Source organism: Acinetobacter sp. 5862 (assembly GCF_024494585.1).
GTDB lineage: Bacteria > Pseudomonadota > Gammaproteobacteria > Pseudomonadales > Moraxellaceae > Acinetobacter.
The window spans coordinates 1-26244 of sequence record NZ_JANHGP010000025.1 but is presented as its reverse complement, the minus strand read 5'-3'; the positions used below and the strand labels follow the sequence as shown (position 1 = coordinate 26244).

Below are 26244 nucleotides of genomic sequence, written 5' to 3'. Positions count from 1 at the left end.
GGCATATACAATTTAGATTGGGTGAAAGATAAACAATTAAATTGATTGAAAAATGATTTATGAAGGAAGTCTAATGTAAAAAATAAAAACTTAGATATGCCATAGATATCTTGTAGAAATTACATTGAATATCAGTCTCTTCATTGATAAATACGTATCTCAAATAAATATGAATCACCTTACGCATAAAATTGACATGACAAATTGTCAAAATTAAAGCAATATAACAATGCTTAAAGTTTTAGAAATATAAGTATTGCTGGAGCATAGGAATGAAAATTTTAATTACAGGTGCGAATACTGGGATTGGTTTCGCTACCGCTGAACAACTTGTGAAAAATGGACAACATGTCATTTTGGCTTGTCGTAACCCTCTAAAGGCACAGGCTGCACTGAAAAAGTTACGTGCATTAGACCAAGGGCAAGTGGATTTTATTTCTTTAGATTTAAATAGCCTAGAACATACACGAAAAGCAGCGGATGAAATTTCGGATCGTTATGGTGATTTAGATGTATTAATTAATAATGCAGGATTGTTTGCTAAGACCAAACAACTCACTCAAGATGGCTTTGAACAACAATTTGGTGTGAATTATCTCGGTCACTTCTTGTTGACCCAAAAGCTTCTCCCAGTTTTAGAAAAAGCACCTAAAGCTCGCATCATCCACCTTGCTTCAATTGCACATTGGGCAGGTTCAATCAAACCTAATAAATTTCGCGCAGAAGGTTTCTACAATCCGCTGTTTTATTATGGGCAATCTAAGTTAGCGAATCTTTTATTCAGTAATGCTTTAGCTGAACGTATGGCGAATAGCACCATTACCAATAATGCTTTGCATCCAGGTGGCGTTGCATCAGACATCTATCGCGAACTACCAAAGCCTGTTTATGAAGTTATGAAAATCGGCTTAGTCCCCACTTCTGTTCCTGCTAAGTTAATTACAGATATGGCTATTGCAGATCATTGGGCAAATCGTAATGGTGAATATGTCAGTGCACATATGCCAGACTGGAAATCACCACACGCAAAAAATCAACAACTCGCTCGTGAACTATATGATCAATCCATGGATCTTGTAGAAAATTTTCTTTAATTGATAAGAACGAAATAAAAAAGCCACCCAAGGGTGGCTTTCTCAATCCTGATGAGGTCAGATTAGTGACCACCACCATTGATTGCTTTCGTCATATCTTCAACAACTTTCTTCGCATCACCGAAGATCATCATTGTTTTTTCATTGTAGAACAAGTCATTGTCTAAGCCAGCATAACCTGTTGCCATAGAACGTTTGATCACCATGATTGTACGAGCTTTGTGAGCTTCAAGAATCGGCATACCATAGATTGGTGAACTTGGATCATCTTTCGCTGCAGGGTTAACTACGTCGTTCGCACCGATTACAAGTACTACATCTGTTGCTGGGAAGTCTGAGTTGATCTCATCCATCTCTAAGATGTCTTCATACGCAACATCAGCTTCAGCAAGTAATACGTTCATGTGACCAGGCATACGACCAGCAACTGGGTGAATCGCAAAACGTACTGTTACGCCTTGTTCTTTTAAGATTTCACATAATTCTTTAACTGCATTCTGTGCACGACCTTGCGCCATACCATAACCAGGTACAATCACAACGCTGTCAGCATTTGACATCAAGAAACCTGCGTCATCTGCTGAACCAGAACGATAGTTACGTTGAACTTGTTCGCCTTTGTCCGCTGTAGCAACTGCTGCACCACCCATCGCACCACCAAACAATACGTTGATGATTGAACGGTTCATCGCCTTACACATGATGTAAGAAAGAATCGCACCAGAAGAACCTACAAGTGAACCAGCAACGATTAACATATTGTTTTCTAGTGTGAAACCAATACCAGCTGCAGCCCAACCAGAGAATGAGTTAAGAAGCGATACCACAACTGGCATATCACCGCCACCAACTGGCGCAATCCAAACCCAACCAAATGCAAGTGCAAGTGCTGTCATCGCCCAGAAAGCAGTCATGTTATTCGTCAAGAAGAACATAATGCCTGCAGCAAGCATTGCAGCAAAGATAAGCGCTTGAACCGGTTTAACCCATGCACCAGAAATCGTTTTTGCCCATTTCTTAGCAGCTAATTTACCGTAAGCAAATACTGATGCTGTAAATGTAATCGCACCAACGAAGCAACCTACAAACAATTCAAATAAATGAACTTTGCTCATATGAGCATGCTGTACGCCAGCAGCAGTTAAAGCAGCTTCATTTTCAGCAAATAATGCGGTTAATTGATTGTTGTGTAAAATCGCAGCAATCGCAATTAATACCGCAGCCAAACCAACCAATGAGTGCATTAAAGCAACTGTTTCAGGCATTTGTGTCATCGGAACAGTTCGCGCACGAGCGATACCAACCACACCACCAAGTACCATCGCACCAACGATCATCCAAACAACTGGATGTTCTGCAACAAAGAATGTTGTCACTACAGCAATCGCCATAGCGATCATGCCGTAACGGTTACCTGCGATTGCAGTTTTAGGACCTGACAAACCACGCAAAGTTAAGATAAAAAGGACGGCACCAATCAGGTAGAACCAATCCGCATAGTCTCGAATAAATTCCATCTATTAGCCCTCTTTTTTCTTTTGCTTCGGCTTGAACATTTCAAGCATACGAGCAGTTACAGCGAAGCCACCAAAAATGTTGATACTTGCCAAGAACACAGCAATTGCACCCAAGATGCTCACAACGTTTACGCTTTGGAAAGCTACATTTGCTTCAACACCAATCACAGGCATACCCACGGTTTGGATCATTGCCCCAACGATAATGATTGAAGACAATGCGTTCGTTACCGCCATAAGTGGTGTATGTAACGCAGGTGTTACTCCCCAAACTACGTAGTAACCTACGAAGATGGCAAGGACGAAAATTGTAATCGTTTCAACCATGAGAACTCTCCTTAACCGCGCTTGAGCAGTACTTGACCGCCATGAGTCACGAGTAACGCTTTTTGGATTTCATCTTCTTGATTGATCGCAAAGTTTTTGTCTTTGTCGAATAATGTTTCAAGGAAGTTGAAAACGTTACGGGCATACAATGCAGATGCTTCTGTTGCAACTGTGCCTGGAATGTTTGGGATACCCAGAATTTTCACGCCATTTTCAGTAACAACAGTTTCGCCTTCTTTAGAACCTTCAACGTTACCACCCGTTTCAACTGCCATATCTAAAATGACAGAACCCGGTTTCATCTTGGCAACAGTTTCAGCCTTGATCAGGCGCGGAGCATTACGACCCGGAATCAATGCAGTCGTGATTACGATGTCAGCATTTGATACAGCTTTATCTACAATCGCAGCTTGATCTTTGATGTATTGCTCACCCGGCTGCCAGCCATAACCGCTTTTCGCAGCTTCAGCAGCACGTTGCTTTTCTTCATCTGACATTGGTACGTCTAACCATTTACCGCCTAAAGACTCAACTTGTTCTTTAGCCGTTGGACGTAAGTCAGTTGCTTCTACAACCGCACCTAAACGTTTTGCAGTCGCAATCGCTTGAAGACCAGCAACACCAACACCCATGATCACAACACGCGCAGGTTTTACGGTACCCGCAGCCGTCATTAACATTGGGAACATACGTTGATATTCAGCCGCAGCTAACAATACAGATTTATAACCCGCTAAGTTTGCTTGAGAAGAAAGTACGTCCATGTTTTGTGCACGTGAAAGCGTACGAGGAAGTAACTCTAAAGCAAAAGCAGACACTTGCTGAGTAGCAAACTGGTCTAATTCTGGATTGCGGTAAGGGTCAAACATAGCTATTACAGTTGTATTTGCCGCAAGTTTTTGAATTTCGTCACCTTTAGGGGCACGTACCTTCAAAATAATTTGGCTGCCTGTATAAGCATCGTCCGTAATAGTTGCGCCAACTTGTTCATAAGCACTGTCAATATAGGCTGCTTTAACACCAGCGCCACGTTGAATGACAATGCTATGACCTGCGTTAATCAACTTCTTAACTGTTTCTGGTGTTGCCGCTACACGACTTTCACCTGCAACAGTTTCGGTTGGGATTCCGATCTGCATGAGCGTTCCTCAAGCTAGTTTTTCTTAAGTAAACATCGCAAGTAGCAATGTTTCCCCCAGGAGTATTCTTTGTTGAATTTTGGATTCTAATGGAACTTTTTTAAAATTCCACCCAATATTTATTTAATAAATACCTATATTTTGAACTGATGATTCAGATTAATGTTTACAACTTATATAATCAGCATGTTTGCCTACTTATAAGTAAAAAAACTTTATCTTTATATACTATATAAGTAAATCTGATTATTTAAACAAACTCACCAGCTCACTATCTTTTTCAGTCATCAACAACAGATAAAAAAGTAAGGTATAAATAATAAATCAGGGCTTTGTTGCATTAATGACTCATAATCAATACAAATTACTTATCTGGTTTAGATATTGAACGTATTGTGATTTATAAATCATCCGAATCTGCATCATAATCATGCAATTAATCGGTGGGATTGGCTTCTTAGAACATTTATAGCGTTTTTAGAGCGACTTCGATCAAATTTTTACAGATAAAATCATCGATTAGTAAAGACTAAGCAAATCATTCAAAATGATCTAAAGATGCGAATAGAGATCAATCAAGATAATTATCAAAAATAAATGTAAAAATTTTAAATGGCATTTTTTCAAGTGATATTTGTATGATTTTATCTAGTAAAACCTCAAAAAATGCACAAAATTAGTGCAATAAAATCATCTTTTAAAATTCTGACTCATTTTTTTGATTCATTAAAAATAAAATTTCTTGAAAATGTGCACCCATTGCCTCCTCTGCCAGACAATCTTCAGGATTTCGCAAAAGATATTGCTCTAAAGACAAACAACCACAACCGATACATTGATCCAATTGTTGGCCTAACTGCAACAACATCATGATTTGCTGATCCAATTGCCCTTGCCACTCTTGTGACATAATTTGCCAATCTTTTTCATAGCCACTTGTTGCTTTGGTAAGATACTCAGCGTCTGTTTTATTTGTTTTAAACTGATCCCAACCTGTTGAGCTGCTTTTATAATTGCAATTCGCCTAAGCATCGCACACTGGTACCTACGCTGGTCCCCTCCGTTCTAGTACTCCAAATCAGAATTTTTTTTCTTCATAAAAACGAATCGTTGGAACACTTACGCCGCTACGTTTTGCAAGTTTTCCGATGCTAAGCCATGTTTCTGCAGATATCATATTTTATAAAGATGTACCGTAATGAATAAAATAAATACTCAAGCCTTTCAAATAATTCATCCTGAAGCGCTCTATCATCCTAGAAGTAATGGATATAGTCATATTGCTGTTGTGAAACCGAATATGCGAATTATTCATCTCGCGGGGCAAGGTGGAGAAAATAAAAATGGTGAACTTTCACCTTTTTTTGACCAACAGGTACAACAAGTCTTTTATAATATTCAACAGGCTTTAGCCTCAATTCAAGCAACACTTTCAGATATTGCCGTGTTACGTGTTCTGATTGTTGATCATGACACTCAGAAACATCAGCTGGTGATTAAAACAATAGTGGATCTTTGGAAAACTTATGAATTCCCTGTTTGTACACTTATTCCAGTCACAGGCTTAGCATTACCAGAAATGCAAATTGAAATCGAAGCGACTGCGTATACTGCCTAAGAACCAGAGAAGAGAATATTATGTCAAACACCCAAAATATGAGTCAAAATAAAGCCTTACTCTGGTTTATGGCAACAGCATGTGGTTTATGCGCAGGTGCAAACTATTATAGCCAACCCTTAATTCACTCCATTCAGCAATTTTTTGCAGTGACAGAGGGGCAAGCAGCCCTGACTGTAACTTTTGCTCAAGTTTCTTATGCGCTCGGTTTGCTCTTTATTGTTCCAATGGGCGATGTCGTTAATAAGACCAAATTTATTCCGCTCTTAATGGCATTATGTGCGGTAGGCCTATTTATTTGTGCTTTCTCTGTGAATCTACCAATGCTTTGGATTGGTACAATTCTAGTTGGACTATTTTCTGTCGCTGCTCAAGTGTTAATTCCACTCGCAACCATGACTGTTGAACCAGAAAAAACAGGTGAAGTTGTTGGCTTTCTCATGAGTGGTTTATTGGTTGGTATTTTACTTTCCACAAGTCTTGCAGGGCTGTTTTCAAATTTGTTTCATTGGAAAGTCATTTATGTCGTGAGTGGTATTTTAATGTTGATTTTGGCTTATGCACTCAAAAATCGACTTCCATATGTTATGCGAATCAAAATGGATTACAGGCAAATTTTTATCTCTATGGCTGAATTATTAAAACAAGAAAAACGTTTGCTATTACGTGCATTGACAGGTGCTTTTGCATTTGCGGCAGTCAGTATTTTGTACTCAACGATTGCTTTATTGCTCACAGCAGCACATCATCTTCCTGACCTTGTGATTGGAATGGTTAGCCTTGTCGGTATTTTCGGCGCATTATCAACTCAATATATAGGTCGTTACGCTGACCAAGGTTATACCAAACAATTAACTTGGATCGGTTGTGGCTTGTTCATCCTCAGTTGGATTTGTTTCTATTTTGGACAAACTTTTCTATTCAGCTACATTCTTGGATTTGCCGTTATCCAATTGGCTTTAGCGCTTGTACATACCAGTAATCAAAGTATTATTTTCCGCTTACGACCTGATGCAAAATCTCGAATTAATGCCATATATATGACGGCGTATTTTACAGGCGGTGCTTGTGGCTCTGCACTTGGGATTTTTTCATGGAATCATGGTGGTTGGGCAATGACGTGCATCGCTGGAATAAGTCTTGTTTTTGCCTGTATACTTTTTAGTTTATTGGATAATTACTTAATTTATAAAAATGAAAATACTGCACATAATTGCTAGGCTTCAAACTAAAATCACTTATCAATCAATGCATACATCAAAAATTCACCCCAGAACAATCAGTTTAATGCTCATTATTTTGGGGTTACCATTTTATTAGCCAATATCTCAGCTAACTACTTTTGAGAATCAATGATTTTTAATGATTCATAATAAAAAAATATTCACGGTAATATTTTAATTCAGCAATTGAGTCACGAATATCGTCCATCGCCAAATGTGAGGCATTTTTCTTTAAGCCACTCATAATTTCAGGTCTCCAGCGTTTCGCTAACTCTTTGACTGAAGATACGTCTAAATTACGATAATGGAAGAACTGTTCAAGTTCAGGCATCAGGCGGTGTAAGAAACGGCGATCTTGGCAGATTGAGTTACCACACATTGGTGATGATTTTGGATTCACCCATTTTTTTAAGAACTCAAGTGTTTGCTGTTCTGCATCTTGCGCAGACAATTTGCTACGGCGTACACGTTCAATTAAACCTGATTGACCATGTTGCTTGGTATTCCATTCATCCATTGCGTTTAGAATCAAATCTGATTGATGAACCGCTAAAACAGGACCTTCAGCAAGAATATTAAGATTATCATCAGTAATAATTGTTGCGATTTCAATAATCTTATCGTTATCCGTATCCAGACCTGTCATTTCTAGGTCGATCCAAATTAATCGTGTATCTGGGGTGCTGCTCATAGATCGTGATTCTAAAGTGCTTAAAAACATCAATAGTAGCAAATTAATTACTTCTTGGCTGTAATTCTATAGTGGCTTCATGCTATTTTTGCGGTCTTAAATGTATGGATTTTTTGGGACATGAATGGCTTTAATTCGTAAACGTCGCTTAACCGAACAACAGCAACGTCGTATTGAGAAACAGCACAAATCTCGTCAAGACGACATTGACACATCACAAGATTTGGATGGGCTAGTTGTTCAGCATTATGGTCGTCAACTCGAAGTACAAGCACTCTCTGTACCTGATCAACATCCAGAAAAACCAGAAGTTCAAGATGGTGAGCCTGAGCCATTCTGGAAACCAATTGAATTGGATAGTGTTTGGCGTTGCCATACTCGTACCAATCTCGAATTATTGGTCACTGGTGATCGCGTCAAATGGCAAGCAGATCCAAATACAGGTTTAGGAATCATTACTGCGATCTATCCTAGACAATCTCTACTGACTCGCCCTGACCGCTATCATAAGGTTAAGCCTGTGGCAGCAAACATTAGTCTGATTGTGATTGTATTTGCACCATTGCCAGAACCTGCACCAACATTGATTGATCGTTATTTGGTTGCCTGTGCTGATGCCAATATTCCTGCATTATTGGTACTCAACAAATCAGACTTACTCACTGAAAATGATCCTATTCTAAATTTACTCAGTGAATATGAAGCCTTGGGTTATGAAACCATGATCTGCCAATCACAAGGTGATTTGACTGAACTTGCTCAACGCTTAGACAAGGAAACTGTGGCTTTTGTTGGGCAATCAGGTGTTGGTAAAAGCTCCTTGATCAATACCATCGTCCCAAATGCAGCACAGAAAACCAATGTAATCTCAGAAAACTCAGCCCTTGGTCAACACACCACGACTTCAACACGTCTGATTAAATTTGGATCAAACGGCGCATTGATTGATTCTCCTGGGATTCGTGAGTTTGGACTATGGCATCTAAATTTAGAAAAAGTTCGCACAGGTTTTCCTGAAATTGAATCACATCTTGGTCTCTGCCAATTCCGTAATTGCACGCATACGCATGAGAAAAATTGTGCATTGAAACAAGCAGTTGATCAAGGTGAAATCCTACAGCGCCGTCTTGACAGTTATTTACGCCTCATTGATGAAATTCAAGAAGCACAACAAAAAAGTTAACTTTTCTCGATCATTCCCCCTTGAACTAAGGATTTTGATCACCATAGAGATACGTTATACTCAGGATCAATTTTGATTTTAACTTTAGGTGACTTGTGGAACGCTGGTTAGAGTTTATGGGGAATCACCCCTTCTTATTTGGTGCGCTCGGCGTATTGATCGTGTTGTTCTTTGTTTTAGAAGGACAACGTAATGGTCGTAAAATTTCACCGCAATCACTCGGTATTTTGGTTAAAGCAAAAAATGCCATGCTGATTGACCTTCGTGATGCGAAAGATTTCCGTGATGGTCACATCAGCGGTAGCCGTAACATTCCATATAGCCAAATCACAAGTCATGTAGATGAATTAAAAGCAAGTGATCGTCCATTGGTATTTATCTGTAACTTAGGTCAAGTTGCGGGTGCAGCATTGCAAAAAGTTGCGCATGCAGATAGCTATCGTCTAGATGGTGGTATCAGCAACTGGAAAGCTCAAGGCTTACCCTTAGTTAAAAGTAAAACCAAAGCTTAAGGAGCAATAAGATGACAACTCCAAACGTCACAATTTACTCAACGCTGTCTTGCCCATACTGTGTACGTGCAAAACAATTACTTGAGCGTAAAGGCGTTGCTTTTAAAGAAATTAATCTTTCAAATGAAGCACCTGAAGTTCGTATTGAGTTAATGCAACGTACTAACCATCGTACAGTGCCTCAAATTTTTATCAAAGACCAATTCATTGGCGGTTTTGATCAACTTTATGCTTTAGAGCGTGAAGGTAAACTCGACCAATTATTAGCTTAACTTTAAGGAAAAACAATGAGCGAAGAACAAGTTCAACCACAACTTGCATTAGAACGTATTTATACTAAAGATATTTCTTTTGAGGTTCCTGGCGCGCAAGTATTTACAAAACAATGGCAACCAGAACTCAATATCAATTTATCTTCTGCTGCAGAAAAAATTGACCCAAATCATTACGAAGTATCATTAAAAGTTGTAGTTCAAGCAACAAATGAAAATGAAACGGCGTTTATCGTTGATGTAACTCAATCAGGTATTTTCTTGGTTGATAATGTTGAAGAAGACCGTCTTCCATATATCTTAGGTGCTTACTGCCCAAATATCTTGTTCCCGTTCTTACGTGAATCGGTAAATGATTTAGTAACTAAGGGTAGCTTCCCACAATTGTTACTTACACCAATTAACTTTGATGCAGAATTTGAAGCAAACATGCAACGCTTACAAGCGGATGCCGATGCTCAAGGTCAAGCTTAATCGTTATTACGATAGCTGTAAAAAAGGACTGAATATCAGTCCTTTTTTTATTACTCAACAATCGTTCTAAAGGTAAGATTAATCCGTGGTGTAAATATTTTTTTGGTTGGCGGTAAACGATGTAACCAATATGTCTGTGTCGTATCTTTCATGACTAATAAACTGCCATGTTCTAAAAACACATCAACTTTTTCTTTGGTTTGTTTATGTTTAAACGCAAATTTACGTTCTGCTCCAAAACTTAAAGAAGCAATTGCACCATTTTTGATAAGATCGATTTCATCATCACTGTGCCAAGCCATCCCTTCTTCTCCAGAATGGTAAAGATTGAGCAAGCAAGAATTGAATGTTTCACCTGTTAATTTTTCGACTAAGGCTTTTAACTCAATCAGTTCTATAGTCCAAGGCAAAGCATATTTATTAATGTTGGAATACGTATATTCGAAGCCTCGATCACCATACCAAGCGACTTTTCTTTTAGTTATAATTTTTCGACCAAAAATAATCGCCTGATCGTTTTCCCATGCAATATTCTTCATAAGCATTTCGAAATAGTGATCTGCTTCTAAACTACTTAAAACTTTACCATAATAATGAACAGTCCCCTCGTAGGGTAAATAGTTCACTGTTGGATCTGCTTCAATATCAAATAATTGCATGAGTCTGCGAACCCTCCCAACCAATAATCGCTGTTTTACGAACTGTTCCCCACTCATATCCACCGATAGCACCGGTCGACTGAATCACCCGATGGCAAGGGATTAAAAATGCAATCGGGTTATTACCAATTGCTGTTCCAACAGCACGAGCTGCTTTGGGATGATCGATCATCTGGGCAAGTTGTCCATAAGTCGAAAGTTGACCCATTGGAATTTTGAGTAAGCTCTGCCAAACTTTTAATTGAAAGGGTGTGCCCTTGAGATGTAATTTAATCATCGGAAGTTGTTCCCAATCCTGACGAAAAAACTTCAGTGCAGCTTCTTGAAAAACGTCAACTTGTTCAATATACATTGCATTAGGAAATTGCTCTTTTAAATGTGCTAATGCTTCAGCTGTATTTTCTACAAATCGAAGTGTACAAATGCCTTTCTGAGTGGATGCAATCAACACCTGACCAAATGGTGTTTCAGAAAACTGATAATGAATCGTTAAATGCTGCCCACCATATCTATACTCAGCAGGTGTCATACCTTCTATTTGAATAAAAAGATCATGTAGTCGACTGGTACTCGATAATCCTGTGGCAAATGTTGCATCAAATACACTGCCCTGCTGTTGCTTCAGAACCTTCTTTGCATGTTCAATGCTGATATATTGTAAAAATTTCTTCGGACTGGTACCCGCCCACTCAGTAAACAAGCGCTGAAAATGTGCTGGACTAAGATGAATGTGTGCTGCTATTTCATCAAGCTGTGGCTGCCTTTGAAAATTATTCTGTATATAAGCAATCGCTTCTGCAATACGCTGATAATGTTGTTGTGAGGACATAGGATTAGCTCTCATCATTCATCGTTTCACTGTATCAATTTAGAAATTTGATGAAAATCCGAATCATGCTCAGTTTATGTTCTCATTCAATATAAATGAATGCGCATAAAAAAACTGCACGCTTAATACGTACAGTTTTATCACTAAACTACTGGCTCGACTTAACAATACACGCTTAGATTTATTGATCTAAATCCCAATAAATTAATGCATATAATGCTTATGACCTTGATCACGTAAATCTGCAATTTTCTTCGCTTGTTTTTTTGCTTCGTCTAACTTACCTGCTTGAACAAGTGCTTTTGCCTTATCAATTTCCACAATAATTTGCTCAAATAATGCTGTTGAAGTCGGAACTTTTTCAGCTGAATGTGAGGCCAACTTATACTGTTTTGAATGGACTGCTGCTGCACGCATATTATTTAAAGCAGCTGTTGCCGCCTGTGGATTTTCAGCGTGATTGAATGCTTTATAGTTTTTACCGAGTACTTTCATATCATCAGATAAACCACCAGCAAAAACTGGGCTACTCAAACTAAAACATGACAACATAAGTGCAGTGGCTAAAGTTTTTTTAATCATCAGGATGTCCTATCAAAACTGTGGCTATAATTGAGTTCACGTACAGACTGACATCGCACACAGTTGTGCTTATAGGTCAGATGACGACGTAAGTTTAGAATACATAAAAAATGCAACGATTTCGTTGCATTTTAATTAAAAGTGAAACTGTTTTATTTACGACTTCTGTAGTAAAGCATCATGTATTGCTTCTACCAACTGTTGCGAAATCTCTTGCTTTGACGCTTTCTCTAATTCACGCTTTTCCATATGGTATGACTGAGCAAAAAATACTGTCATTGCATTTTCATCAGAAGCAAAACCAATATCAGGGCGTGATACATCATTACACGCAATCATATCGAGTTTTTTAGCAACCAATTTTCCTGCTGCATATTGCTCAACATTTTGGGTTTCAGCTGCAAACCCAACCATAAATGGACGTTGTTGTTGCTCTGCAATCGTCGCCACGATATCTGGGTTCTTCACCAAAGCGACTGCAAGTTCATCACCTGCTTTTTTAATTTTATGTTCTGCAACTTGAGCAACGCGATAATCAGCAACTGCCGCCGTCGCAATAAAAATATCACAACCTTCTTTAAGCTGATTCATACTGACATCAAGCATTTGCATAGCTGAACTTACATTAATCCGTTGTACACCATTTGGTGTATCTAAACTCACTGGACCTGCAACTAAAGTGACTTTTGCACCAGCTGCGTAACAAGCGGCCGCTAGTGAAAAACCCATTTTACCCGTACTGTGATTGGAAATATAACGAACAGGATCAATTGCTTCTCGTGTCGGACCAGCTGTAATAGTCACACGTTTGCCAGCCAATAAGCCAAATTTTTCAGCAATCGCACGTTGTGCTTTATGAAAATAAGCGGCAACTTGACGTGCCAAGTCTTCAGGTTCAGGCATACGCCCTAAGCCAACATCACCACATGCTTGTTCGCCTGCATCAGGCATAATGACATGCACGCCATCTTCAACTAAAGTTTGCAGATTACGCTGAGTGGCTTTCGCTGCCCACATTTGTTGATTCATCGCAGGCGCAACCCAAACAGGTGCTTTGGTTGCTAAATATAGAGTGCTTAATAGATCATCAGCCAAACCATTGGCAAATTTTGCAATGCTGTCACAACTTGCAGGTGCAACCAAGACGAGATCGGCCCAACGCGCCAATTCGATATGCCCCATGCCTGCTTCTGCTTCAGGATCCAATAATTCAGTATGTACAGGATTACCTGACAAAGCTTGGAAAGTGAGCGGTGTAATAAATGCTTGTGCGCCTTGCGTCATTACGACACGAACATCGAAACCAAAATCTTTTAAACGGCGGACTAAAATCGCACTTTTATAGGCAGCAATACCGCCAGTAACCGCTAATATAATGTTTTTATGTGGAATAACACTGAGATCAAAGCTCACAAACAGGATACCTTACTGTTGCAGTGGCGCTCACAATAGCATTAAATACGGTCATACCCAAGTGATGTACTTGGAAAAATCATCATCATAAAAAAATTGTGTGAATAAAAATGAATCAATCAATAAGACAATCTATCAAAGCATGGCCTGAACAAGAACGCCCACGTGAACGCTTATTACTCCAAGGTGCACAAAGCCTATCTGATGCAGAACTATTGGCTATTTTTCTACGCTCAGGCTCAAAACAACATTCGGCTGTGGAACTTTCTCGAATTCTGATTCAACATTTTGGTGGCTTGAATCCGATTTTTGATGCATCACTTGAAGACTTATCCCAATTTAATGGAATTGCTTCTACCAAATATGCCCAACTCATGGCAGTTAAAGAACTTGGACGGCGTTATCTACACAACTATTTTCATCAACAACGTTTATGTCTAGATACATCAACACTGGTATTGGATTATTTGCGCTACGAACTGCAAGGTGAAAAGCAGGAAGTTTTTGCTGTACTTTGTTTAGATGCTGAACTCAGAAAGCTCCATTTCAAAAAACTATTCTATGGTTCACATCATTCATGTAGCGTTTCGCTGAATCAAACCTTACGTTATGCCTTACAACAACAGGCTTGCCAAATCGTGGTTGCACATAATCATCCTTATGGTATTGCTCAACCTTCACCAGAAGATATTTATCTGACTCAGCAACTCAAACAAGCCTGTAAACTATTGGAAATTAATCTGATTGATCATTTTATTATTTCAGCAGAAGATCATTTTTCATTTTCTGAACAACAACTCCTCAACCCCACTAAAATCAAGTAATCTCATCTTGACAAAGCCCAAATCTAACCCGAACATCAACACATAAAATTAATGATTCAAATAACATGATTGTCCGTGATCAACCGAGTATTTTTAAAGTTTTATTCTCATGGCGCGGGACGATTTTACCTAAAATTTTACCCTCGCTAGGATTTGTCATGCTTATCTCTGCCATTATTGGTGGTGTTGAGTATGTAGATCTGTATCGATTTCCAGAAATTCCTTTGGTAGGTTTTACACTGATTGGGGTTGTCCTTTCGATTTTTTTGGGTTTTAAGAATACAGCTTGTTATGATCGCTGGTGGGAAGCACGTAAGCTTTGGGGTGTTTTAATTGCAACTTCTCGTCATTTTGATCGTGACTGTCGTGTATTAACTCAGGCTCGCCGCGAACGTATTATTCAAAATGTAATTGTATTTGCGAATGTGTTACGCGACCGCTTACGTCACCAAACAGCAAATCCCACTGAACTTATAGAAACCAGTGGTCTAAGCCAGCAAGCACTAACTCAACTCTATCAACAACATAATGCACCACAATACACACTTAGCCTGATTCAATGGGAACTATTACAAGCCATGAAAGAAGGTGAAATATCAGATATTATTTATACTCAAATGAACCGCCATGTCGCGGCTTTAAGTGAAATGCAAACGGGTTGTGATCGTATTGCGAATACCCCGATTCCATTTGCCTACTCTGTTTTACTGAATCGTACTGTATATTTTTTCTGCTTTATGCTGCCGTTTAGTTTGGGATCTTTATTAGGTCTAGTGACCCCACTTTTAGTCGGAATTTTGGCTTATACATTTTTGGGGTTAGATGCTTTAAGTACAGAAATTGAAGAGCCATTTGGAACACAAAGCAATGACTTGCCTTTAGATGCGATGGTACGTTCAATTGAAATTGAGTTACTGGGAACATTAGGTCGCCCAACCCCTCCACCAATTCAAGCGCATGATCATAATTTATTGTAAATTATAAATTTAGATAAACCGATGACGTTTCGTTCAGTTGTAATCAAACTCAGTATTTGATGATTTATCAAATACTGACAGCGGCAAAGATTGATTTTTAGATTAAAGAAATCATTAGATTGCAAAACCGTGAAACATCCATTGTATGCCCCATAAAATAATGATCAAAAAGATGATGATTAAATATAATTCTATTTTTTTCATGTGCAGATTTATCTAAAACTTTCCCAAATACCTATCTGCTCTTCTTTCACTCTAGGCGTATTACCCAGTTTAATCCACGGCATATTTTCACCATGAAAATCACTACCAATCGAAACAGCCAAATCAAACTGCTGAATCATTCGATCCACCATTTGACGAGTTGATGCCGGTTCTACACTCGAAGGAAGTTCAACAGCATCTCCACCCGATTCAGCAAATAATTCAATTAAATAACGAATATTGGTCGCCGATAAATCATATCTGGTTGGATGCGCTAAAACTGCGAAGCCTTGGCTGGCATGGATCACGTCAATCGTTTCTTTCAACCCCAAACCTTCAAATTTCACAAATGCCTTTTTTCCTTCTTTAAGAAAACGGTCAAATGCTTGTTGTGGGCGACTGACAATATTTTTTTCTACCAATGTTTTGGCAATATGGGTACGGGTCACTCGGTCTGGATGTCCATCAACTTTGGCAATCACATCTGGGTAAATATCAAAATCAATACATTTCTCTAATAAGCTACAAATCACTTTCGCACGTTCAGCACGGACTTTTTTCTGATTTTCAAGCATTGCTTTTATAGGCGTCTCATCTTGCATATTCAAAGCAACAATATGAACACCATAACTCTTTTTAATATTTGGTCTTGACCATTGGCTTGATATCTCCACACCAGAAATGATTTTAATATCATATTCTTTAGCATGTTTCTTGGCACGACTTAAAGCATCCATCGTGTCATGATCTGTCACGGCAAGCATCTTTATTTTTAAGTCAACAGCCGCCTCTACCAGTTGTTCTGGAGAGTACGTACCATCTGAAATGTGGGTATGTGTATGTAAATCGACACCGAACATGGTTTGTATTATGCTATCTGACCTATTTCATCATCGTACTGTAACATGAAAGCGTTGCTCGACTATCTGCCGATTATTATCTTCTTTTATTTTTATAAAACCACTGATCCCAAAGATAGTCATCACCCTTTATTACAGTTGGTTGGTAGCGCAGGAAATACCGATCAAAATCATATTCTTGTTGCAACCTGTGCACTTTTAATTTCAACGCTTGTTGTTTACGGTTGTTTGTTCTTTTTCCAGAAATTTAAACTGGAAAAAATGCAATGGTTTATTGTTGTCATGTCGGTGATTTTTGGTGGAATCACACTCGTATTCAGTGATGTGACCTACATTAAAATGAAAGCAATCATCATCAATATCGGTATTGGAATAGGTTTTTTAGTTACCCCATTATTCAATAAAGAACGTACCCCGATTATTAAAAAGCTTCTTGGTTCGTTACTCGAATTAAGTCATCAAGGCTGGATGAGATTGAACTTAGCGTGGTGTGGACAATTCTTTTTGCTTGCCGCTTTACATTTTTTCTTTGGATTCGTCTATATGCAAGGCAAATATTGGGGCGAATTCACGGCTTTCGGCGATATTATCGTTTCTCTCAGTTACCTTGCTGCTATACTATTTTTCTTAAGAAAGCATTTTAAAACCACCGACTGAATTTTGAATCATTGAGCGACTGCCATGCCTTATTTTGTCCTAACCTGTACTGATCATGAAGGTACCTTAGAAAAACGTTTAGCAACTCGTCCACAACATATTGAACGATTGCAAAAGCTAGATGATGAAGGACGTTTAATTGCTGCTGGCGCTCATCCTAAAGATCCAAATAATCCACAAGCAGGTTTTTTAGGCAGTACGATTATTGTTGAATTTGACACGCGTGAAGCACTAGATAGCTGGATTCAGGAAGAGCCTTTTTTAAAAGAAGGAATTTACTCAAATATTGAGGTAAAGCCTTTCAACAAAGCTTTTCCAAAAGGGTAAATCATGCACTTTGCAGCCAAAAGCTTTTTCGCCTTATGCTTAATGAGTTCATCAGTCTGGGCTGTTGAACCAACACCAGCTATTGCACCGACAACAACTGTTCAAGCTAAACCAAACTCAACAACAGCTTCCACCCCTGTTACTACGGCAACTGCTAAGCCCTTAACTGCTGAACAAATTGCAAAGGCTAAACAGCAACAAGAAGCAAAAGTCAAAGCATTGGTTCAAGATCAAGCCAATCGCTTAAAACAACTTGAAAATGCCAATCTTGAAGCGCTCTCGCAAAATCAAGAATTACAACTCAAAAATGACAATCTTACTGTTCAGATTCAAGTTTTACAAAGTGAGCGCAGTGCTCAAATGTTCTTGTATGGTGCTATGACCATTGCAGTTGGTGTCATTCTAGGTTTCTTTATTGCGAGCTATGTCTACACCAAACGTCGTCGCCAGTGGTAACAATATAATTTTTATTTATGTCTCATTCATCAAAATTACAAACTGCTGAATTAGATTGGGAAATAGTCGATGGCATCGAAATTCCTATTTCTAAACAATTCGGTGATGTCTACTTTTCTAAAGACAATGGTTTGCTTGAAACCCGACATGTATTTTTAAATGGCAATGATTTAACCGAACGCCTCTCTCAACTACACGATTATCAATATTTCTGTGTAGGTGAAACTGGTTTTGGTACAGGACTCAATATTTTAACCCTGTGGCAACTCTGGCAACAAGTTCGCTTAGATAATCACAGCCATTTACATGTTGTCAGCGTTGAAAAATTTCCATTAAATAAAGCCGATTTAATCCGTGCACTCAATGTTTGGACAGAGCTCAAACCTTTAGCAGAAAAATTGATTCAGCAATATCCCTTGCCAATCGCAGGTTGTCATCGCTTAAGTTTTCCTGAAGAACGTTTTAGTATTGATTTATGGCTAGGGGATGCTCAGGATATTTTTCCAACGATCCCTAAAACCCAAGCAGTGAATGCATGGTTTTTGGACGGTTTTGCTCCATCTTGTAACCCAGATATGTGGCAAGCAAATGTCTTAGATCATATGGTGCGTTTATCTGATTTTGGAACAACTTTCGCATCCTTTAGTGTCGCAGGCATATTAAAACGTGGGCTTAAACAACACGGTATCCAAATCAGCCGTCCACGAGGTTTTGGTCATAAACGAGAAATGCTCAAAGCTATTTGGCTAAATGCTTCACAAGAAGAAACAGACACCGCCGATTCGAAGCAAGACATAACGATTCAAAATGAATCTGAAATAACAAGCTCAGCATCTGTACAGCGACATATTGCGATTATTGGCGCAGGAATCGCAGGTTTAAGCTCAGCATGGGCATTTGCTCAACGAGGACATCAAGTTACGATCTACGAGCAAAATGAGCCGCTTTCAGGAGCATCTGGCAATCCCTTGGCATTGCTCAATCCAAAACTATGCCCAATTGAACAGGCGCATGAACACTTAATGACCTTGAGTTGGCAACATGCGTTGAATTTTTATCCTCGTTTTAAGGCATTTAGACCGATTCAAGTCGAGCAAATTGCATTAAAAAATGCAGATGAACTGCTAGGACTGGTTGAGCAATATCCTGAAAACGTTTTAACTGCAAATACAACACTTGAATGCCTTCCTGAAACCGAGCTTCCAAGTCTGACCTTACATCAAGCTGGCGCAGTTTCACCACATCAATTACGTGATGAGATTTTACAACATGCTAATATTCGAATAGAAAAAGCAAAAATTTCTCGATTAGAGTCGACTGATAGCCAAGTTACACTCTGGCAAGACCAACAAAAAATTGCCATAACACATCATGCGATTGTCTGTTGTGCTAAACAAAGTGCTGAACTCATCGAAAACTATCCTGTCTTAAAGCCAATTCGAGGACAAGTCAGCTGGGTTGAGAATAGCCAGCGGCCTTTAGCACTGGATCAAGCTTATAGTTATGGCGGCTATTGCATACAACTGGATGCTTCACAGTTGATTCTGGGTGCATCTTTTTATCCCAATCGGGATGATGCAGAAGTGCTAACTGAAGATCATGTGCATAACTACGAACTTATCCACAGTGTCTTCCCTCAATATGCAGAACAACTTCCAAAGCTGGAGACTTGGCAAGGAAGAGCATCCGTTCGCGCACAAAGTTTAGATTATTTCCCCTTAGTTGGGAAAATACAAAATCTTGATCAAATCTATACTTTTGCTGGTTTAGGATCGAAAGGTTTCTTATTTGCGCCATTATGTAGTGAAATCTTAGCATCACTAATGTTAGGTGAACTTTGCCCAGTTCCTCAAAGTTTATTGGATAAATTAAACCCTCAAAGATTTCAAAAGAAATTAAAAGCTAAAAAACCTTATTATTCTGGGTAAATTATTATTTTAGTTGTTCATTCTTTAAATTTGCCAAAATACCTAAGTATTTTGGCAAATTTAACTGATCTATGCGCCTTGTTCTAAAGCTAAGCCAGCATCACGTGCTGCACGTGTACCGCCCATCAATACAACATATTCACGAGAATCATCTAAACCTTCTAAAAGCTCTGCTGCGCGTGGTGCTTTACTACCACCACCACATAAAATATAAATCGGCTGATCCGCTGCAACCTGAGTCAAACTATCCGCATTAATTTCAGCAATTGGAAGATTCAACGCCCCTTTGACGTGTGCCTCTGCATAGGCTTTAGCATCTCGGACATCCCAAATGACTGCGCCTTCTGGGAACTCAAATGTTGTAATTTCTTGTTTACGGATCATTGTGCACTCCTTTGATGTAAACAACACTTGGCAAATGAAGAAAACACCCTTAGCATCTCAAATATTCTTTCCCTTTGTAAAGGTCTAACCATGCCTTCTTTTGATATTGTTTCTGAATTAGAGTTATTTGAAGTCAATCATGCTGTACAAAATACAGAAAAAGAGATTGCAACACGTTTTGACTTCCGCGGACAAGACGTTTCAATTGAGTTAAATGAAAAAAATAAAGAAATCAAAATCTCAACTGAAAGTGACTTTCAATGTGAACAAGTCTATACCATGCTTGAAAATCACTTCTATAAACGTAAGATTGATGTACAAGCTTTAGATCCACAAAAAGCCACTGCTTCTGGTAAAAATGTAGTCCAAGTGATCAAGCTGAAAGATGGACTTGACTCAGATACCGCAAAAAAAATTAATAAAGCCATTAAAGAAAGTGGTATCAAAGCGCAATCTTCTATCCAAGGAGACAAAATCCGTGTCACAGATAAAAAGCGCGATACATTGCAACAAGTCATGAACTTTTTACGTGAACAACAATTTGGTCTACCACTTCAATTTAATAATTTCAAAGACTAAGCATTAGGTTCATTATGGCAAAAGATAACCGTCTTTATACGCTGGTTAAAACCACTTCTAAATTTCCAAAAAGTATCCGTAGTACGCTATGGAGTAAAGCTTTTGGTCGTGTTGTTCCTATGGTTGGAACAGCAAATATTCGTTATTTAGAAGTTGATAAAGACCATGTCACTGTGCGTATTGAAAACCAACGTAATATGCAAAATCATATTAAAGGGGTTCACGCAGCAGCAATGGCGTTATTAGCAGAAACTGCAACGGGCTTTTTAACGGGCTTACATATCCCAGATGATCGTATCTTGTTAATTAAATCATTGCATGTTGACTATTTAAAAGTTGCTCAAGGCGGTTTAACAGCAACTGCAACATTATCAGCAGAGCAACAAAAGTTTATTGCGGATAATGATAAAGGCGAATTATTAATTCCTGTGACCGTCATTGACGATTCTGGTAACGAACCAATTCAATGTCAGATGCTTTGGGCTTGGCTACCAAAACGTAAAAAATAGTCTTAGATTGAAGATAAAGCCCAATTCAATTTGGGCTTTATTGTTTTATGAGCTTGCTAAAAAATCTTGCTTAATTTGTTCTGAGATTTGTCGTTTATTACCATTCACGTCAACAGCAACAAATGTAAAAACACCTTGAGTAACTCGAATCGGATCACGCGAATTGTCGTGACTATTCCATACCTCGATTTGCACCTGTACGGAAGTATTTCCGACTTTCAAAATTTTAGTATAGCAACTAATCACATTTCCAACCTTAACAGGCACAAGGAAGGTCATTTCATTAATTGCAATTGTTGCACATCGTCCCTTGCTCAAACGCTCAACATGAATCGCTCCTGCGAGATCCATCTGTGAAACAATCCATCCTCCAAATACATCACCACTCCAATTAGTATCTGCTGGCATAGCAATATTCTGTAAGGATAAAACCCCTTCTGGATGATTTGAACGTTCAGTCATGTTAATGTCCTTGATGTTGCTGTAATTGCTGATTTAACCATTGCTGTAACTCTGGTGTACGTAATGCACCACTTATTCTGGCCAATTCAGTCGTCTTATTCATTAAGACCAAAGTCGGAATACTGCGGACATTAAATGCAGCACTTAAACGCGGGTTTGCTTCAGTATCAATTTTAGCAAACACGACGTGAGGATTATGTTTGGCAACCTCAGCAAAATGAGGTGCCATCATTTTACAAGGATTACACCATTCTGCCCAAAGATCGATGAGTACAGGTAAATCTGAATGACTAATGAAATGGCTAAAATTTTGTTCATTTAATTCAATTGGCGCTAACCTTAATAATGGTTGATGGCATTGCCCACAGTTGGGATGAACTGCTAATTTTTCTTCAGGTACACGATTTTTTGCACCACAGGATGCACAGACAATGATCATTTACATCACTCCGATATGTTGATGTAAAAATTCTAATTGGGTTGTGACTGCTTTTTCAAACCAAGAACCGTGATAAATATCAAAATGTTTCATTTCCCACTCATGATAGCTTACAAATGGTGCAATATTTGTAGCAGCTTCACGACTAGATTCAATTGGAATCAAAGAATCATGTTTCGCAGCAATAAATAAAACAGGGATATTAATTTTGCGTACAAATTGAATCGGACGATAGCGCATTAAATTAAAAAATACACGTGCAGGAACTTCACCACTCCAATAATAGTCAGGATTTACAATCGAATGATAACCATAATAACTATCAGAGGTCGGTAAAAAGCATAGTTTATGCTGATCTACAACTGGCAAAGTTTTAGGTACTAAGCCCATCTTAGACCCCATGTAATCCTGACTAGAACGCTTTAAAGCTTCTGGATAACGTTGTAATGGGTATAATTTTGCTGTTTCAGCCCCATCTACATAAGGCACTTGTACCATCACGGCCTGAATATTTTTAAGGTCAGTAGCTAAACTAAGCGCATATCCACCACTTAGTGAGGTTCCCCATAAAATAATACGTCGACTATCAATTAATTTACAATTCGAAGCATATTGAACAATGGTTTTCCAATCATCTAATTGAGCACCGAGTGAAACCAATTCACGCGGTTTTCCTGTGCTTCCGCCCCAATAGCGATAATCAAATAAAATGACAGCATAGCCAGCTTTAGCGAAACGTTGTGCATACTGAACTAATTTAAATTGGCGTAATCCAGCAAATCCATGTGCCATAAGAATTACAGCAGGTTTAATATTGGTCTTTGGTAGGTAGAAATCTGCTGCTATGGTTTCTTCGCCACTAGGAACATACAACGGCTCAACTGTGTAGGTGTGCATGCGCGCTCCAATGCTTTATCTTATTACTTATCATCATTTATTTGCTACAGACATTTAAACTCAAGATCAAGCTTAATGCTATGATAGAGCATAAAATGTTTTGTTTATTTTTGGAGTGACAAGATGTCAGAAAATGTTGGTTTTGCAGGTCAAATCGGCCCTGAGCATGTGGATCAAGTTGTCGAAAAAGGCTTCAAATCTATTATTAATAATCGTCCAGACATGGAAGGTGGTTCTGAACAACCTACAAGCGCACAGATTGAAGAATCAGCTCGTAATGCTGGCCTAGATTATGTTTACCAACCAGTTGTTGCAGGTGAAATCACGGAGTTAGATGTTCGCACATTTGCTAATCACTATAACGAACTACCAAAACCTATTTTAATGTTTTGTCGTACAGGTAATCGCTCTAATAATCTATACCAATTAGCGAAGCAGATGGATTTGTTGGATGATTGAATATTTGGAGATATCCAACATAATTTACATAATACTGAATTAAGAAATTAGCAAAAAATAGGCCCTTATTCATATTATGGGTCTATTTGATTTTTCGATTTTAGACAAAAGAGTTAATTTCAGCCAATATAATTAACAATAGATTTAAAGCTTATATCATTTGATATTTCTTTATGAGATTAAAAATACTTTCCTATAAACTGCTGTAAATCAATCCTTCAAAATAAAATGCTCAATCAAGTTGATTGAGCATTTTATTTAAATAAAAAATTTCTAAATTATTTGTAATTACTACAAGTACTAATATCTGTACCGAATGGACTAGTTTGATCTGGTCTCCATTTGCCAGTATCATCATCTACATCATCCGCTGCAACAGGAGGTACAAAGGATAAAGCCATAGTATTATCTTTGGTTGATACCGTAGTAGATGCATTTAAATTAACACGTAGCCAATTTGAATAATTCTTACCATAACGTACTTTAAAATCAAACTTACCTTGTGAATCAGTAATAAAGGTTGCTTTAGTTCCAAGTGGCGCATTATTCACACTTAGAATAGCAAGGTTACTTGCATACTCATTAGATGGACACTCAACAAAAGTGGTAATTCGTTTTGGAAGGTTATTCTCATAAATAGTATAATCACGAGACCAACGCAAAATACCTAACCATGACCACATACCATCACTTGTTTGTGCGTAGGTATAATCGCGTACCCAATTAAATTGCCCTTTCATAAAACTTACAAGTTCTAATGAAATACTAATTTTTTGGTTTGGAATTGGATTCCCTGCTGTATCTACAACAGATGCAGAGAAATCTTTATTATAGTATGTATTATTATCTGGATCTGTAGCAACTAAATGGTTTTGTGAAATTGTGATATAGGCAGATTGAGTTGCAACGGTTAATTTCAAAGTTGGTGAATATACTGGTTCTTGTACTTTTGCATCGCCAGCTGAAGCATTAATCTCTACGCCACCACCTAATGTCTGAGCAGCACCAGCAGTATAAATCACTGTTGCACGACCAGCACTATCAGTAATAGCTGTTGGTTGAGAAATCTGTCCCGTTGAAGAAGTATCTTTTATAATATTAAAAGATACTTCTGTATCAGGAATTGGAGAACCATTTTTGTCTTTAACTAAAGCAATAACCTTAGTATTTGCCCCTGGAGCTAAAACACTAGACTCAGACTGTATCGAAATCATAGCAGGTACGCCAGGACTTACTCTTTGAGCAACATAAATAACATTTGTACCAAATGTCGCTGATATCGTAGCTATTGAGGCTACAGCACCTGAGAAAGTAGTAGTAGCATCACCGACCCACATACCATTTTCTTGTCTAATATTAGTAATGGCAACTTGAGGAGTAACTGTGCCATTTGTAGTTGCAAATTTAACAGTTTTTCCACTTAATTCTGCTTGAGTAGCTGCACTTACTTTGAAAGTAAGAAGCTTAGGTATATCAACACCAACTGGATTTGTATTTGAAGTTAACTGTAATGCATTATTTGCAACATTTGCAGTTAAAACAACAGCATCAGTTGTCAAAATATTTGTAACTGTTTGATTGGAACCTTCAACTGTCAATTTACCAAGTAAACTCAATTTATGATTTGTTGAATTTAAAACAGTAGTATAAGGGACTTTAAAAATAGCACGGCCATTTAGATCTGTTGAAATCACATCTGAAACAGTTTTTCCTGATGCATCAACTAAACTTGCTTTAGCTCCGCTTAATGGTTTACCAACTGCATCCAATCCAATTAATGTAATATTAGCAGTAGCCCCTTCCTCTAATAAATTCATATCTGAAGAAATAGTAATAGCAGTTCCATTCACAGGAATAGCTAATTCTTGTTTTGTTTGACCAGATGTTACAACAACAGTAATTGTTCTGTTCATTTGTTGATTAAGTGTTGTATTCACTAAAGATAACGTTGTTTTAGTTAATCCATTCTCATCACTCACAAGATTACTTTTAGTACTCAAACTTGCGCCAGAATTCTCAGCATCTTTAATTTCAATTTTGACATTTGCTTTAGGTATAATACCGCCTGTCTTATCCAATGTACGAATTGTCAAATCCAAGCTATCTTGACCACCCGCATTAAGACTACTTTTACTTTGACCTACAGATAAGATTTCAGCAGATACCTGTGTTGATGTATTTGTATTATCGGTATTAGAAGATCCACTATTTGTATCAAAATAGCCTCCCCCACCACCACAACTCGCTAACATTACTGACATAGTAATCGCTGACAACTTTAGAGTAAGCTGTTTTTTATTCATCATCATTCCTTTATATCCCCAATCTAACCTAAAAACAGGATAAGATTTTTAATTATAAAAATATGCCTAATGAAATCACAATCTAGCTTTTATGTAAATATACTTTATCTTCAAGTAAAAAATATAAAAGAGAACTTATTCAAACTATTTTCTTGAAACGAGATTTTCACTAAATTTTAAGATTTAAATTTTTATAATTCGCTTAATTCTAGGACCTAATTCAAAAAATGAATTACTTAATATTCATCAATTAAAGGTATTACAACTTTTTGATATTTCCTTTCCGGAATAAATAAAAAACACCCCTAACCGTTAGGTTAGGGGTGTTTAGATTTAAAAGCTGGCGATGACTTACTCTCACATGGCAAGTGCCACACTACCATCAGCGCTAAGAGGTTTCACTTCTGAGTTCGGGAAGGGATCAGGTGGTTCACTCTTGCTATTGT

The 26244-nt window shown here is 38.1% G+C and carries 30 protein-coding genes, 1 rRNA gene and 1 pseudogene; 16 read left to right on the top strand and 16 right to left on the bottom strand.

What is annotated here, in order from left to right; genetic code table 11:
- Window positions 1-272: 272 nt before the first annotated feature.
- Window positions 273-1094, top strand: coding sequence for an SDR family NAD(P)-dependent oxidoreductase (locus NO346_RS04830; RefSeq protein WP_005403714.1), 822 nt, complete (start codon window positions 273-275; stop codon window positions 1092-1094).
- A 62-nt stretch (window positions 1095-1156) separates the two neighbouring features.
- Here the strand turns inward: NO346_RS04830 and NO346_RS04825 are convergent, their stop codons facing one another.
- The 4 genes and pseudogenes from NO346_RS04825 to soxR all read right to left on the bottom strand — a co-directional run bounded on the left by NO346_RS04825 (window position 1157) and on the right by soxR (window position 5254).
- A complete protein-coding gene (locus tag NO346_RS04825; RefSeq protein WP_004906661.1) occupies window positions 1157-2611 on the bottom strand; it encodes an NAD(P)(+) transhydrogenase (Re/Si-specific) subunit beta in 1455 nt (484 codons plus the stop codon).
- Between the two features lie 3 nt (window positions 2612-2614).
- Complete coding sequence (locus NO346_RS04820) at window positions 2615-2938, bottom strand: proton-translocating transhydrogenase family protein (RefSeq protein ID WP_004681730.1); 324 nt, start codon at window positions 2936-2938, stop codon at window positions 2615-2617.
- An 11-nt stretch (window positions 2939-2949) separates the two neighbouring features.
- Window positions 2950-4077 (bottom strand): Re/Si-specific NAD(P)(+) transhydrogenase subunit alpha, encoded by a 1128-nt coding sequence (locus NO346_RS04815; RefSeq protein ID WP_087536582.1) that lies wholly within the window; start codon window positions 4075-4077, stop codon window positions 2950-2952.
- 697 nt (window positions 4078-4774) lie between these two features.
- Window positions 4775-5254 (bottom strand): annotated as a pseudogene (gene soxR, locus NO346_RS04810) (redox-sensitive transcriptional activator SoxR).
- 21 nt (window positions 5255-5275) lie between these two features.
- Between soxR and NO346_RS04805 the strand changes: the two are divergent.
- Together NO346_RS04805 and NO346_RS04800 are read left to right on the top strand one after the other, a co-directional pair.
- Window positions 5276-5695 carry a RidA family protein gene (locus tag NO346_RS04805; protein ID WP_087536581.1) on the top strand — a complete coding sequence of 140 codons (420 nt, stop codon included), beginning with the start codon at window positions 5276-5278 and terminating at the stop codon, window positions 5693-5695.
- 20 nt (window positions 5696-5715) lie between these two features.
- Window positions 5716-6915 (top strand): MFS transporter, encoded by a 1200-nt coding sequence (locus NO346_RS04800; protein ID WP_256414436.1) that lies wholly within the window; start codon window positions 5716-5718, stop codon window positions 6913-6915.
- Between the two features lie 139 nt (window positions 6916-7054).
- Here NO346_RS04800 and orn read toward each other — a convergent pair whose 3' ends face one another.
- Entirely contained in the window at window positions 7055-7609 is a 555-nt protein-coding gene (gene orn / locus NO346_RS04795) for an oligoribonuclease (RefSeq protein WP_256414435.1), read from the bottom strand.
- A 124-nt stretch (window positions 7610-7733) separates the two neighbouring features.
- On the opposite strand from orn, the gene rsgA reads away from it, so the two are divergent.
- From rsgA to secB, 4 genes are all read left to right on the top strand, one after another.
- Window positions 7734-8792 (top strand): ribosome small subunit-dependent GTPase A, encoded by a 1059-nt coding sequence (rsgA, locus tag NO346_RS04790; protein ID WP_004955558.1) that lies wholly within the window; start codon window positions 7734-7736, stop codon window positions 8790-8792.
- Between the two features lie 95 nt (window positions 8793-8887).
- Complete coding sequence (locus NO346_RS04785; RefSeq protein WP_004955555.1) at window positions 8888-9304, top strand: rhodanese-like domain-containing protein; 417 nt, start codon at window positions 8888-8890, stop codon at window positions 9302-9304.
- 11 nt (window positions 9305-9315) lie between these two features.
- Entirely contained in the window at window positions 9316-9576 is a 261-nt protein-coding gene (gene grxC, locus NO346_RS04780; RefSeq protein WP_004774456.1) for a glutaredoxin 3, read from the top strand.
- Between the two features lie 15 nt (window positions 9577-9591).
- Window positions 9592-10050 carry a protein-export chaperone SecB gene (secB, locus tag NO346_RS04775; RefSeq protein WP_004906530.1) on the top strand — a complete coding sequence of 153 codons (459 nt, stop codon included), beginning with the start codon at window positions 9592-9594 and terminating at the stop codon, window positions 10048-10050.
- A 50-nt stretch (window positions 10051-10100) separates the two neighbouring features.
- Here secB and NO346_RS04770 read toward each other — a convergent pair whose 3' ends face one another.
- The 4 genes from NO346_RS04770 to coaBC form a co-directional block, all read right to left on the bottom strand.
- Window positions 10101-10709 carry an alpha-ketoglutarate-dependent dioxygenase AlkB gene (locus NO346_RS04770; protein WP_004955552.1) on the bottom strand — a complete coding sequence of 203 codons (609 nt, stop codon included), beginning with the start codon at window positions 10707-10709 and terminating at the stop codon, window positions 10101-10103.
- The gene (locus tag NO346_RS04765; protein WP_256414434.1) at window positions 10696-11538 is read right to left on the bottom strand and encodes a methylated-DNA--[protein]-cysteine S-methyltransferase; all 843 of its coding nucleotides are present in this window, start codon (window positions 11536-11538) and stop codon (window positions 10696-10698) included. Before NO346_RS04765 ends, NO346_RS04770 begins: the two co-directional genes overlap by 14 nt.
- A gap of 204 nt (window positions 11539-11742) precedes the next feature.
- On the bottom strand, window positions 11743-12120 hold the full coding sequence (locus NO346_RS04760) for a cytochrome b562 (protein ID WP_256414433.1): 378 nt from the start codon (window positions 12118-12120) through the stop codon (window positions 11743-11745).
- A 156-nt stretch (window positions 12121-12276) separates the two neighbouring features.
- Complete coding sequence (coaBC, locus tag NO346_RS04755; RefSeq protein WP_256414432.1) at window positions 12277-13533, bottom strand: bifunctional phosphopantothenoylcysteine decarboxylase/phosphopantothenate--cysteine ligase CoaBC; 1257 nt, start codon at window positions 13531-13533, stop codon at window positions 12277-12279.
- Window positions 13534-13643: 110 nt separating this feature from the next.
- On the opposite strand from coaBC, the gene radC reads away from it, so the two are divergent.
- Together radC and NO346_RS04745 are read left to right on the top strand one after the other, a co-directional pair.
- Window positions 13644-14357 carry a DNA repair protein RadC gene (radC, locus tag NO346_RS04750; RefSeq protein ID WP_087545575.1) on the top strand — a complete coding sequence of 238 codons (714 nt, stop codon included), beginning with the start codon at window positions 13644-13646 and terminating at the stop codon, window positions 14355-14357.
- 65 nt (window positions 14358-14422) lie between these two features.
- Window positions 14423-15334, top strand: coding sequence for a bestrophin family protein (locus NO346_RS04745; RefSeq protein ID WP_087536571.1), 912 nt, complete (start codon window positions 14423-14425; stop codon window positions 15332-15334).
- 212 nt (window positions 15335-15546) lie between these two features.
- Here the strand turns inward: NO346_RS04745 and NO346_RS04740 are convergent, their stop codons facing one another.
- Window positions 15547-16398 carry a PHP domain-containing protein gene (locus tag NO346_RS04740; RefSeq protein ID WP_256414431.1) on the bottom strand — a complete coding sequence of 284 codons (852 nt, stop codon included), beginning with the start codon at window positions 16396-16398 and terminating at the stop codon, window positions 15547-15549.
- 45 nt (window positions 16399-16443) lie between these two features.
- On the opposite strand from NO346_RS04740, the gene NO346_RS04735 reads away from it, so the two are divergent.
- The 4 genes from NO346_RS04735 to mnmC are packed head-to-tail and all read left to right on the top strand — an operon-like array spanning window position 16444 to window position 19766.
- On the top strand, window positions 16444-17055 hold the full coding sequence (locus NO346_RS04735) for a septation protein IspZ (RefSeq protein WP_256414430.1): 612 nt from the start codon (window positions 16444-16446) through the stop codon (window positions 17053-17055).
- Between the two features lie 24 nt (window positions 17056-17079).
- Entirely contained in the window at window positions 17080-17382 is a 303-nt protein-coding gene (locus NO346_RS04730) for a YciI family protein (protein WP_005164260.1), read from the top strand.
- A gap of 3 nt (window positions 17383-17385) precedes the next feature.
- Window positions 17386-17838: a hypothetical protein gene (locus NO346_RS04725; protein ID WP_087547713.1), complete on the top strand. Its 453-nt coding sequence runs from the start codon at window positions 17386-17388 to the stop codon at window positions 17836-17838.
- A 17-nt stretch (window positions 17839-17855) separates the two neighbouring features.
- Window positions 17856-19766, top strand: coding sequence for an FAD-dependent 5-carboxymethylaminomethyl-2-thiouridine(34) oxidoreductase MnmC (gene mnmC / locus NO346_RS04720; protein WP_256414429.1), 1911 nt, complete (start codon window positions 17856-17858; stop codon window positions 19764-19766).
- A gap of 69 nt (window positions 19767-19835) precedes the next feature.
- On the opposite strand, the gene NO346_RS04715 is transcribed toward mnmC, so the two are convergent.
- The gene (locus tag NO346_RS04715) at window positions 19836-20150 is read right to left on the bottom strand and encodes a rhodanese-like domain-containing protein (RefSeq protein WP_005164253.1); all 315 of its coding nucleotides are present in this window, start codon (window positions 20148-20150) and stop codon (window positions 19836-19838) included.
- A gap of 90 nt (window positions 20151-20240) precedes the next feature.
- Between NO346_RS04715 and NO346_RS04710 the strand changes: the two genes are divergently transcribed.
- Both NO346_RS04710 and NO346_RS04705 read left to right on the top strand, forming a co-directional pair.
- Window positions 20241-20729 carry a YajQ family cyclic di-GMP-binding protein gene (locus tag NO346_RS04710; protein ID WP_004655922.1) on the top strand — a complete coding sequence of 163 codons (489 nt, stop codon included), beginning with the start codon at window positions 20241-20243 and terminating at the stop codon, window positions 20727-20729.
- Window positions 20730-20743: 14 nt separating this feature from the next.
- Window positions 20744-21238 (top strand): DUF4442 domain-containing protein, encoded by a 495-nt coding sequence (locus NO346_RS04705; protein WP_087545566.1) that lies wholly within the window; start codon window positions 20744-20746, stop codon window positions 21236-21238.
- A gap of 45 nt (window positions 21239-21283) precedes the next feature.
- Here NO346_RS04705 and NO346_RS04700 read toward each other — a convergent pair whose 3' ends face one another.
- From NO346_RS04700 to NO346_RS04690, 3 genes are read right to left on the bottom strand one after another with little or no spacing between them, the layout of a single operon-like run.
- Window positions 21284-21700: an acyl-CoA thioesterase gene (locus NO346_RS04700; RefSeq protein ID WP_256414428.1), complete on the bottom strand. Its 417-nt coding sequence runs from the start codon at window positions 21698-21700 to the stop codon at window positions 21284-21286.
- Window position 21701: 1 nt separating this feature from the next.
- The gene (gene trxC, locus NO346_RS04695; RefSeq protein WP_087545564.1) at window positions 21702-22139 is read right to left on the bottom strand and encodes a thioredoxin TrxC; all 438 of its coding nucleotides are present in this window, start codon (window positions 22137-22139) and stop codon (window positions 21702-21704) included.
- The gene (locus NO346_RS04690; RefSeq protein WP_004664939.1) at window positions 22140-23036 is read right to left on the bottom strand and encodes an alpha/beta hydrolase; all 897 of its coding nucleotides are present in this window, start codon (window positions 23034-23036) and stop codon (window positions 22140-22142) included.
- 123 nt (window positions 23037-23159) lie between these two features.
- Here NO346_RS04690 and NO346_RS04685 point away from each other — a divergent pair, with 123 nt between their 5' ends.
- Window positions 23160-23495 (top strand): TIGR01244 family sulfur transferase, encoded by a 336-nt coding sequence (locus tag NO346_RS04685; protein ID WP_256414427.1) that lies wholly within the window; start codon window positions 23160-23162, stop codon window positions 23493-23495.
- A 278-nt stretch (window positions 23496-23773) separates the two neighbouring features.
- On the opposite strand, the gene NO346_RS04680 is transcribed toward NO346_RS04685, so the two are convergent.
- Complete coding sequence (locus tag NO346_RS04680) at window positions 23774-25798, bottom strand: Ig-like domain-containing protein (protein WP_371924509.1); 2025 nt, start codon at window positions 25796-25798, stop codon at window positions 23774-23776.
- A gap of 338 nt (window positions 25799-26136) precedes the next feature.
- Window positions 26137-26244, bottom strand: a 5S ribosomal RNA gene (rrf, locus tag NO346_RS04675); the annotation flags it as partial.

Excerpts from the sequence above, each read along its gene's own strand:
- NO346_RS04830 (WP_005403714.1), top strand. The coding sequence starts at position 273 with ATGAAAATTTTAATTACAGGTGCGAATACTGGGATTGGTTTCGCTACC.
- NO346_RS04825 (WP_004906661.1), bottom strand. The coding sequence starts at position 2,611 with ATGGAATTTATTCGAGACTATGCGGATTGGTTCTACCTGATTGGTGCC.
- NO346_RS04820 (WP_004681730.1), bottom strand. The coding sequence starts at position 2,938 with ATGGTTGAAACGATTACAATTTTCGTCCTTGCCATCTTCGTAGGTTAC.
- NO346_RS04815 (WP_087536582.1), bottom strand. The coding sequence starts at position 4,077 with ATGCAGATCGGAATCCCAACCGAAACTGTTGCAGGTGAAAGTCGTGTA.
- NO346_RS04805 (WP_087536581.1), top strand. The coding sequence starts at position 5,276 with ATGAATAAAATAAATACTCAAGCCTTTCAAATAATTCATCCTGAAGCG.
- NO346_RS04800 (WP_256414436.1), top strand. The coding sequence starts at position 5,716 with ATGTCAAACACCCAAAATATGAGTCAAAATAAAGCCTTACTCTGGTTT.
- orn (WP_256414435.1), bottom strand. The coding sequence starts at position 7,609 with ATGAGCAGCACCCCAGATACACGATTAATTTGGATCGACCTAGAAATG.
- rsgA (WP_004955558.1), top strand. The coding sequence starts at position 7,734 with ATGGCTTTAATTCGTAAACGTCGCTTAACCGAACAACAGCAACGTCGT.
- grxC (WP_004774456.1), top strand. The coding sequence starts at position 9,316 with ATGACAACTCCAAACGTCACAATTTACTCAACGCTGTCTTGCCCATAC.
- secB (WP_004906530.1), top strand. The coding sequence starts at position 9,592 with ATGAGCGAAGAACAAGTTCAACCACAACTTGCATTAGAACGTATTTAT.
- NO346_RS04770 (WP_004955552.1), bottom strand. The coding sequence starts at position 10,709 with ATGCAATTATTTGATATTGAAGCAGATCCAACAGTGAACTATTTACCC.
- NO346_RS04765 (WP_256414434.1), bottom strand. The coding sequence starts at position 11,538 with ATGTCCTCACAACAACATTATCAGCGTATTGCAGAAGCGATTGCTTAT.
- NO346_RS04760 (WP_256414433.1), bottom strand. The coding sequence starts at position 12,120 with ATGATTAAAAAAACTTTAGCCACTGCACTTATGTTGTCATGTTTTAGT.
- radC (WP_087545575.1), top strand. The coding sequence starts at position 13,644 with ATGAATCAATCAATAAGACAATCTATCAAAGCATGGCCTGAACAAGAA.
- NO346_RS04745 (WP_087536571.1), top strand. The coding sequence starts at position 14,423 with ATGATTGTCCGTGATCAACCGAGTATTTTTAAAGTTTTATTCTCATGG.
- NO346_RS04740 (WP_256414431.1), bottom strand. The coding sequence starts at position 16,398 with ATGTTCGGTGTCGATTTACATACACATACCCACATTTCAGATGGTACG.
- NO346_RS04735 (WP_256414430.1), top strand. The coding sequence starts at position 16,444 with ATGAAAGCGTTGCTCGACTATCTGCCGATTATTATCTTCTTTTATTTT.
- NO346_RS04730 (WP_005164260.1), top strand. The coding sequence starts at position 17,080 with ATGCCTTATTTTGTCCTAACCTGTACTGATCATGAAGGTACCTTAGAA.
- NO346_RS04725 (WP_087547713.1), top strand. The coding sequence starts at position 17,386 with ATGCACTTTGCAGCCAAAAGCTTTTTCGCCTTATGCTTAATGAGTTCA.
- mnmC (WP_256414429.1), top strand. The coding sequence starts at position 17,856 with ATGTCTCATTCATCAAAATTACAAACTGCTGAATTAGATTGGGAAATA.
- NO346_RS04715 (WP_005164253.1), bottom strand. The coding sequence starts at position 20,150 with ATGATCCGTAAACAAGAAATTACAACATTTGAGTTCCCAGAAGGCGCA.
- NO346_RS04710 (WP_004655922.1), top strand. The coding sequence starts at position 20,241 with ATGCCTTCTTTTGATATTGTTTCTGAATTAGAGTTATTTGAAGTCAAT.
- NO346_RS04705 (WP_087545566.1), top strand. The coding sequence starts at position 20,744 with ATGGCAAAAGATAACCGTCTTTATACGCTGGTTAAAACCACTTCTAAA.
- NO346_RS04700 (WP_256414428.1), bottom strand. The coding sequence starts at position 21,700 with ATGACTGAACGTTCAAATCATCCAGAAGGGGTTTTATCCTTACAGAAT.
- trxC (WP_087545564.1), bottom strand. The coding sequence starts at position 22,139 with ATGATCATTGTCTGTGCATCCTGTGGTGCAAAAAATCGTGTACCTGAA.
- NO346_RS04690 (WP_004664939.1), bottom strand. The coding sequence starts at position 23,036 with ATGCACACCTACACAGTTGAGCCGTTGTATGTTCCTAGTGGCGAAGAA.
- NO346_RS04685 (WP_256414427.1), top strand. The coding sequence starts at position 23,160 with ATGTCAGAAAATGTTGGTTTTGCAGGTCAAATCGGCCCTGAGCATGTG.
- NO346_RS04680 (WP_371924509.1), bottom strand. The coding sequence starts at position 25,798 with ATGAATAAAAAACAGCTTACTCTAAAGTTGTCAGCGATTACTATGTCA.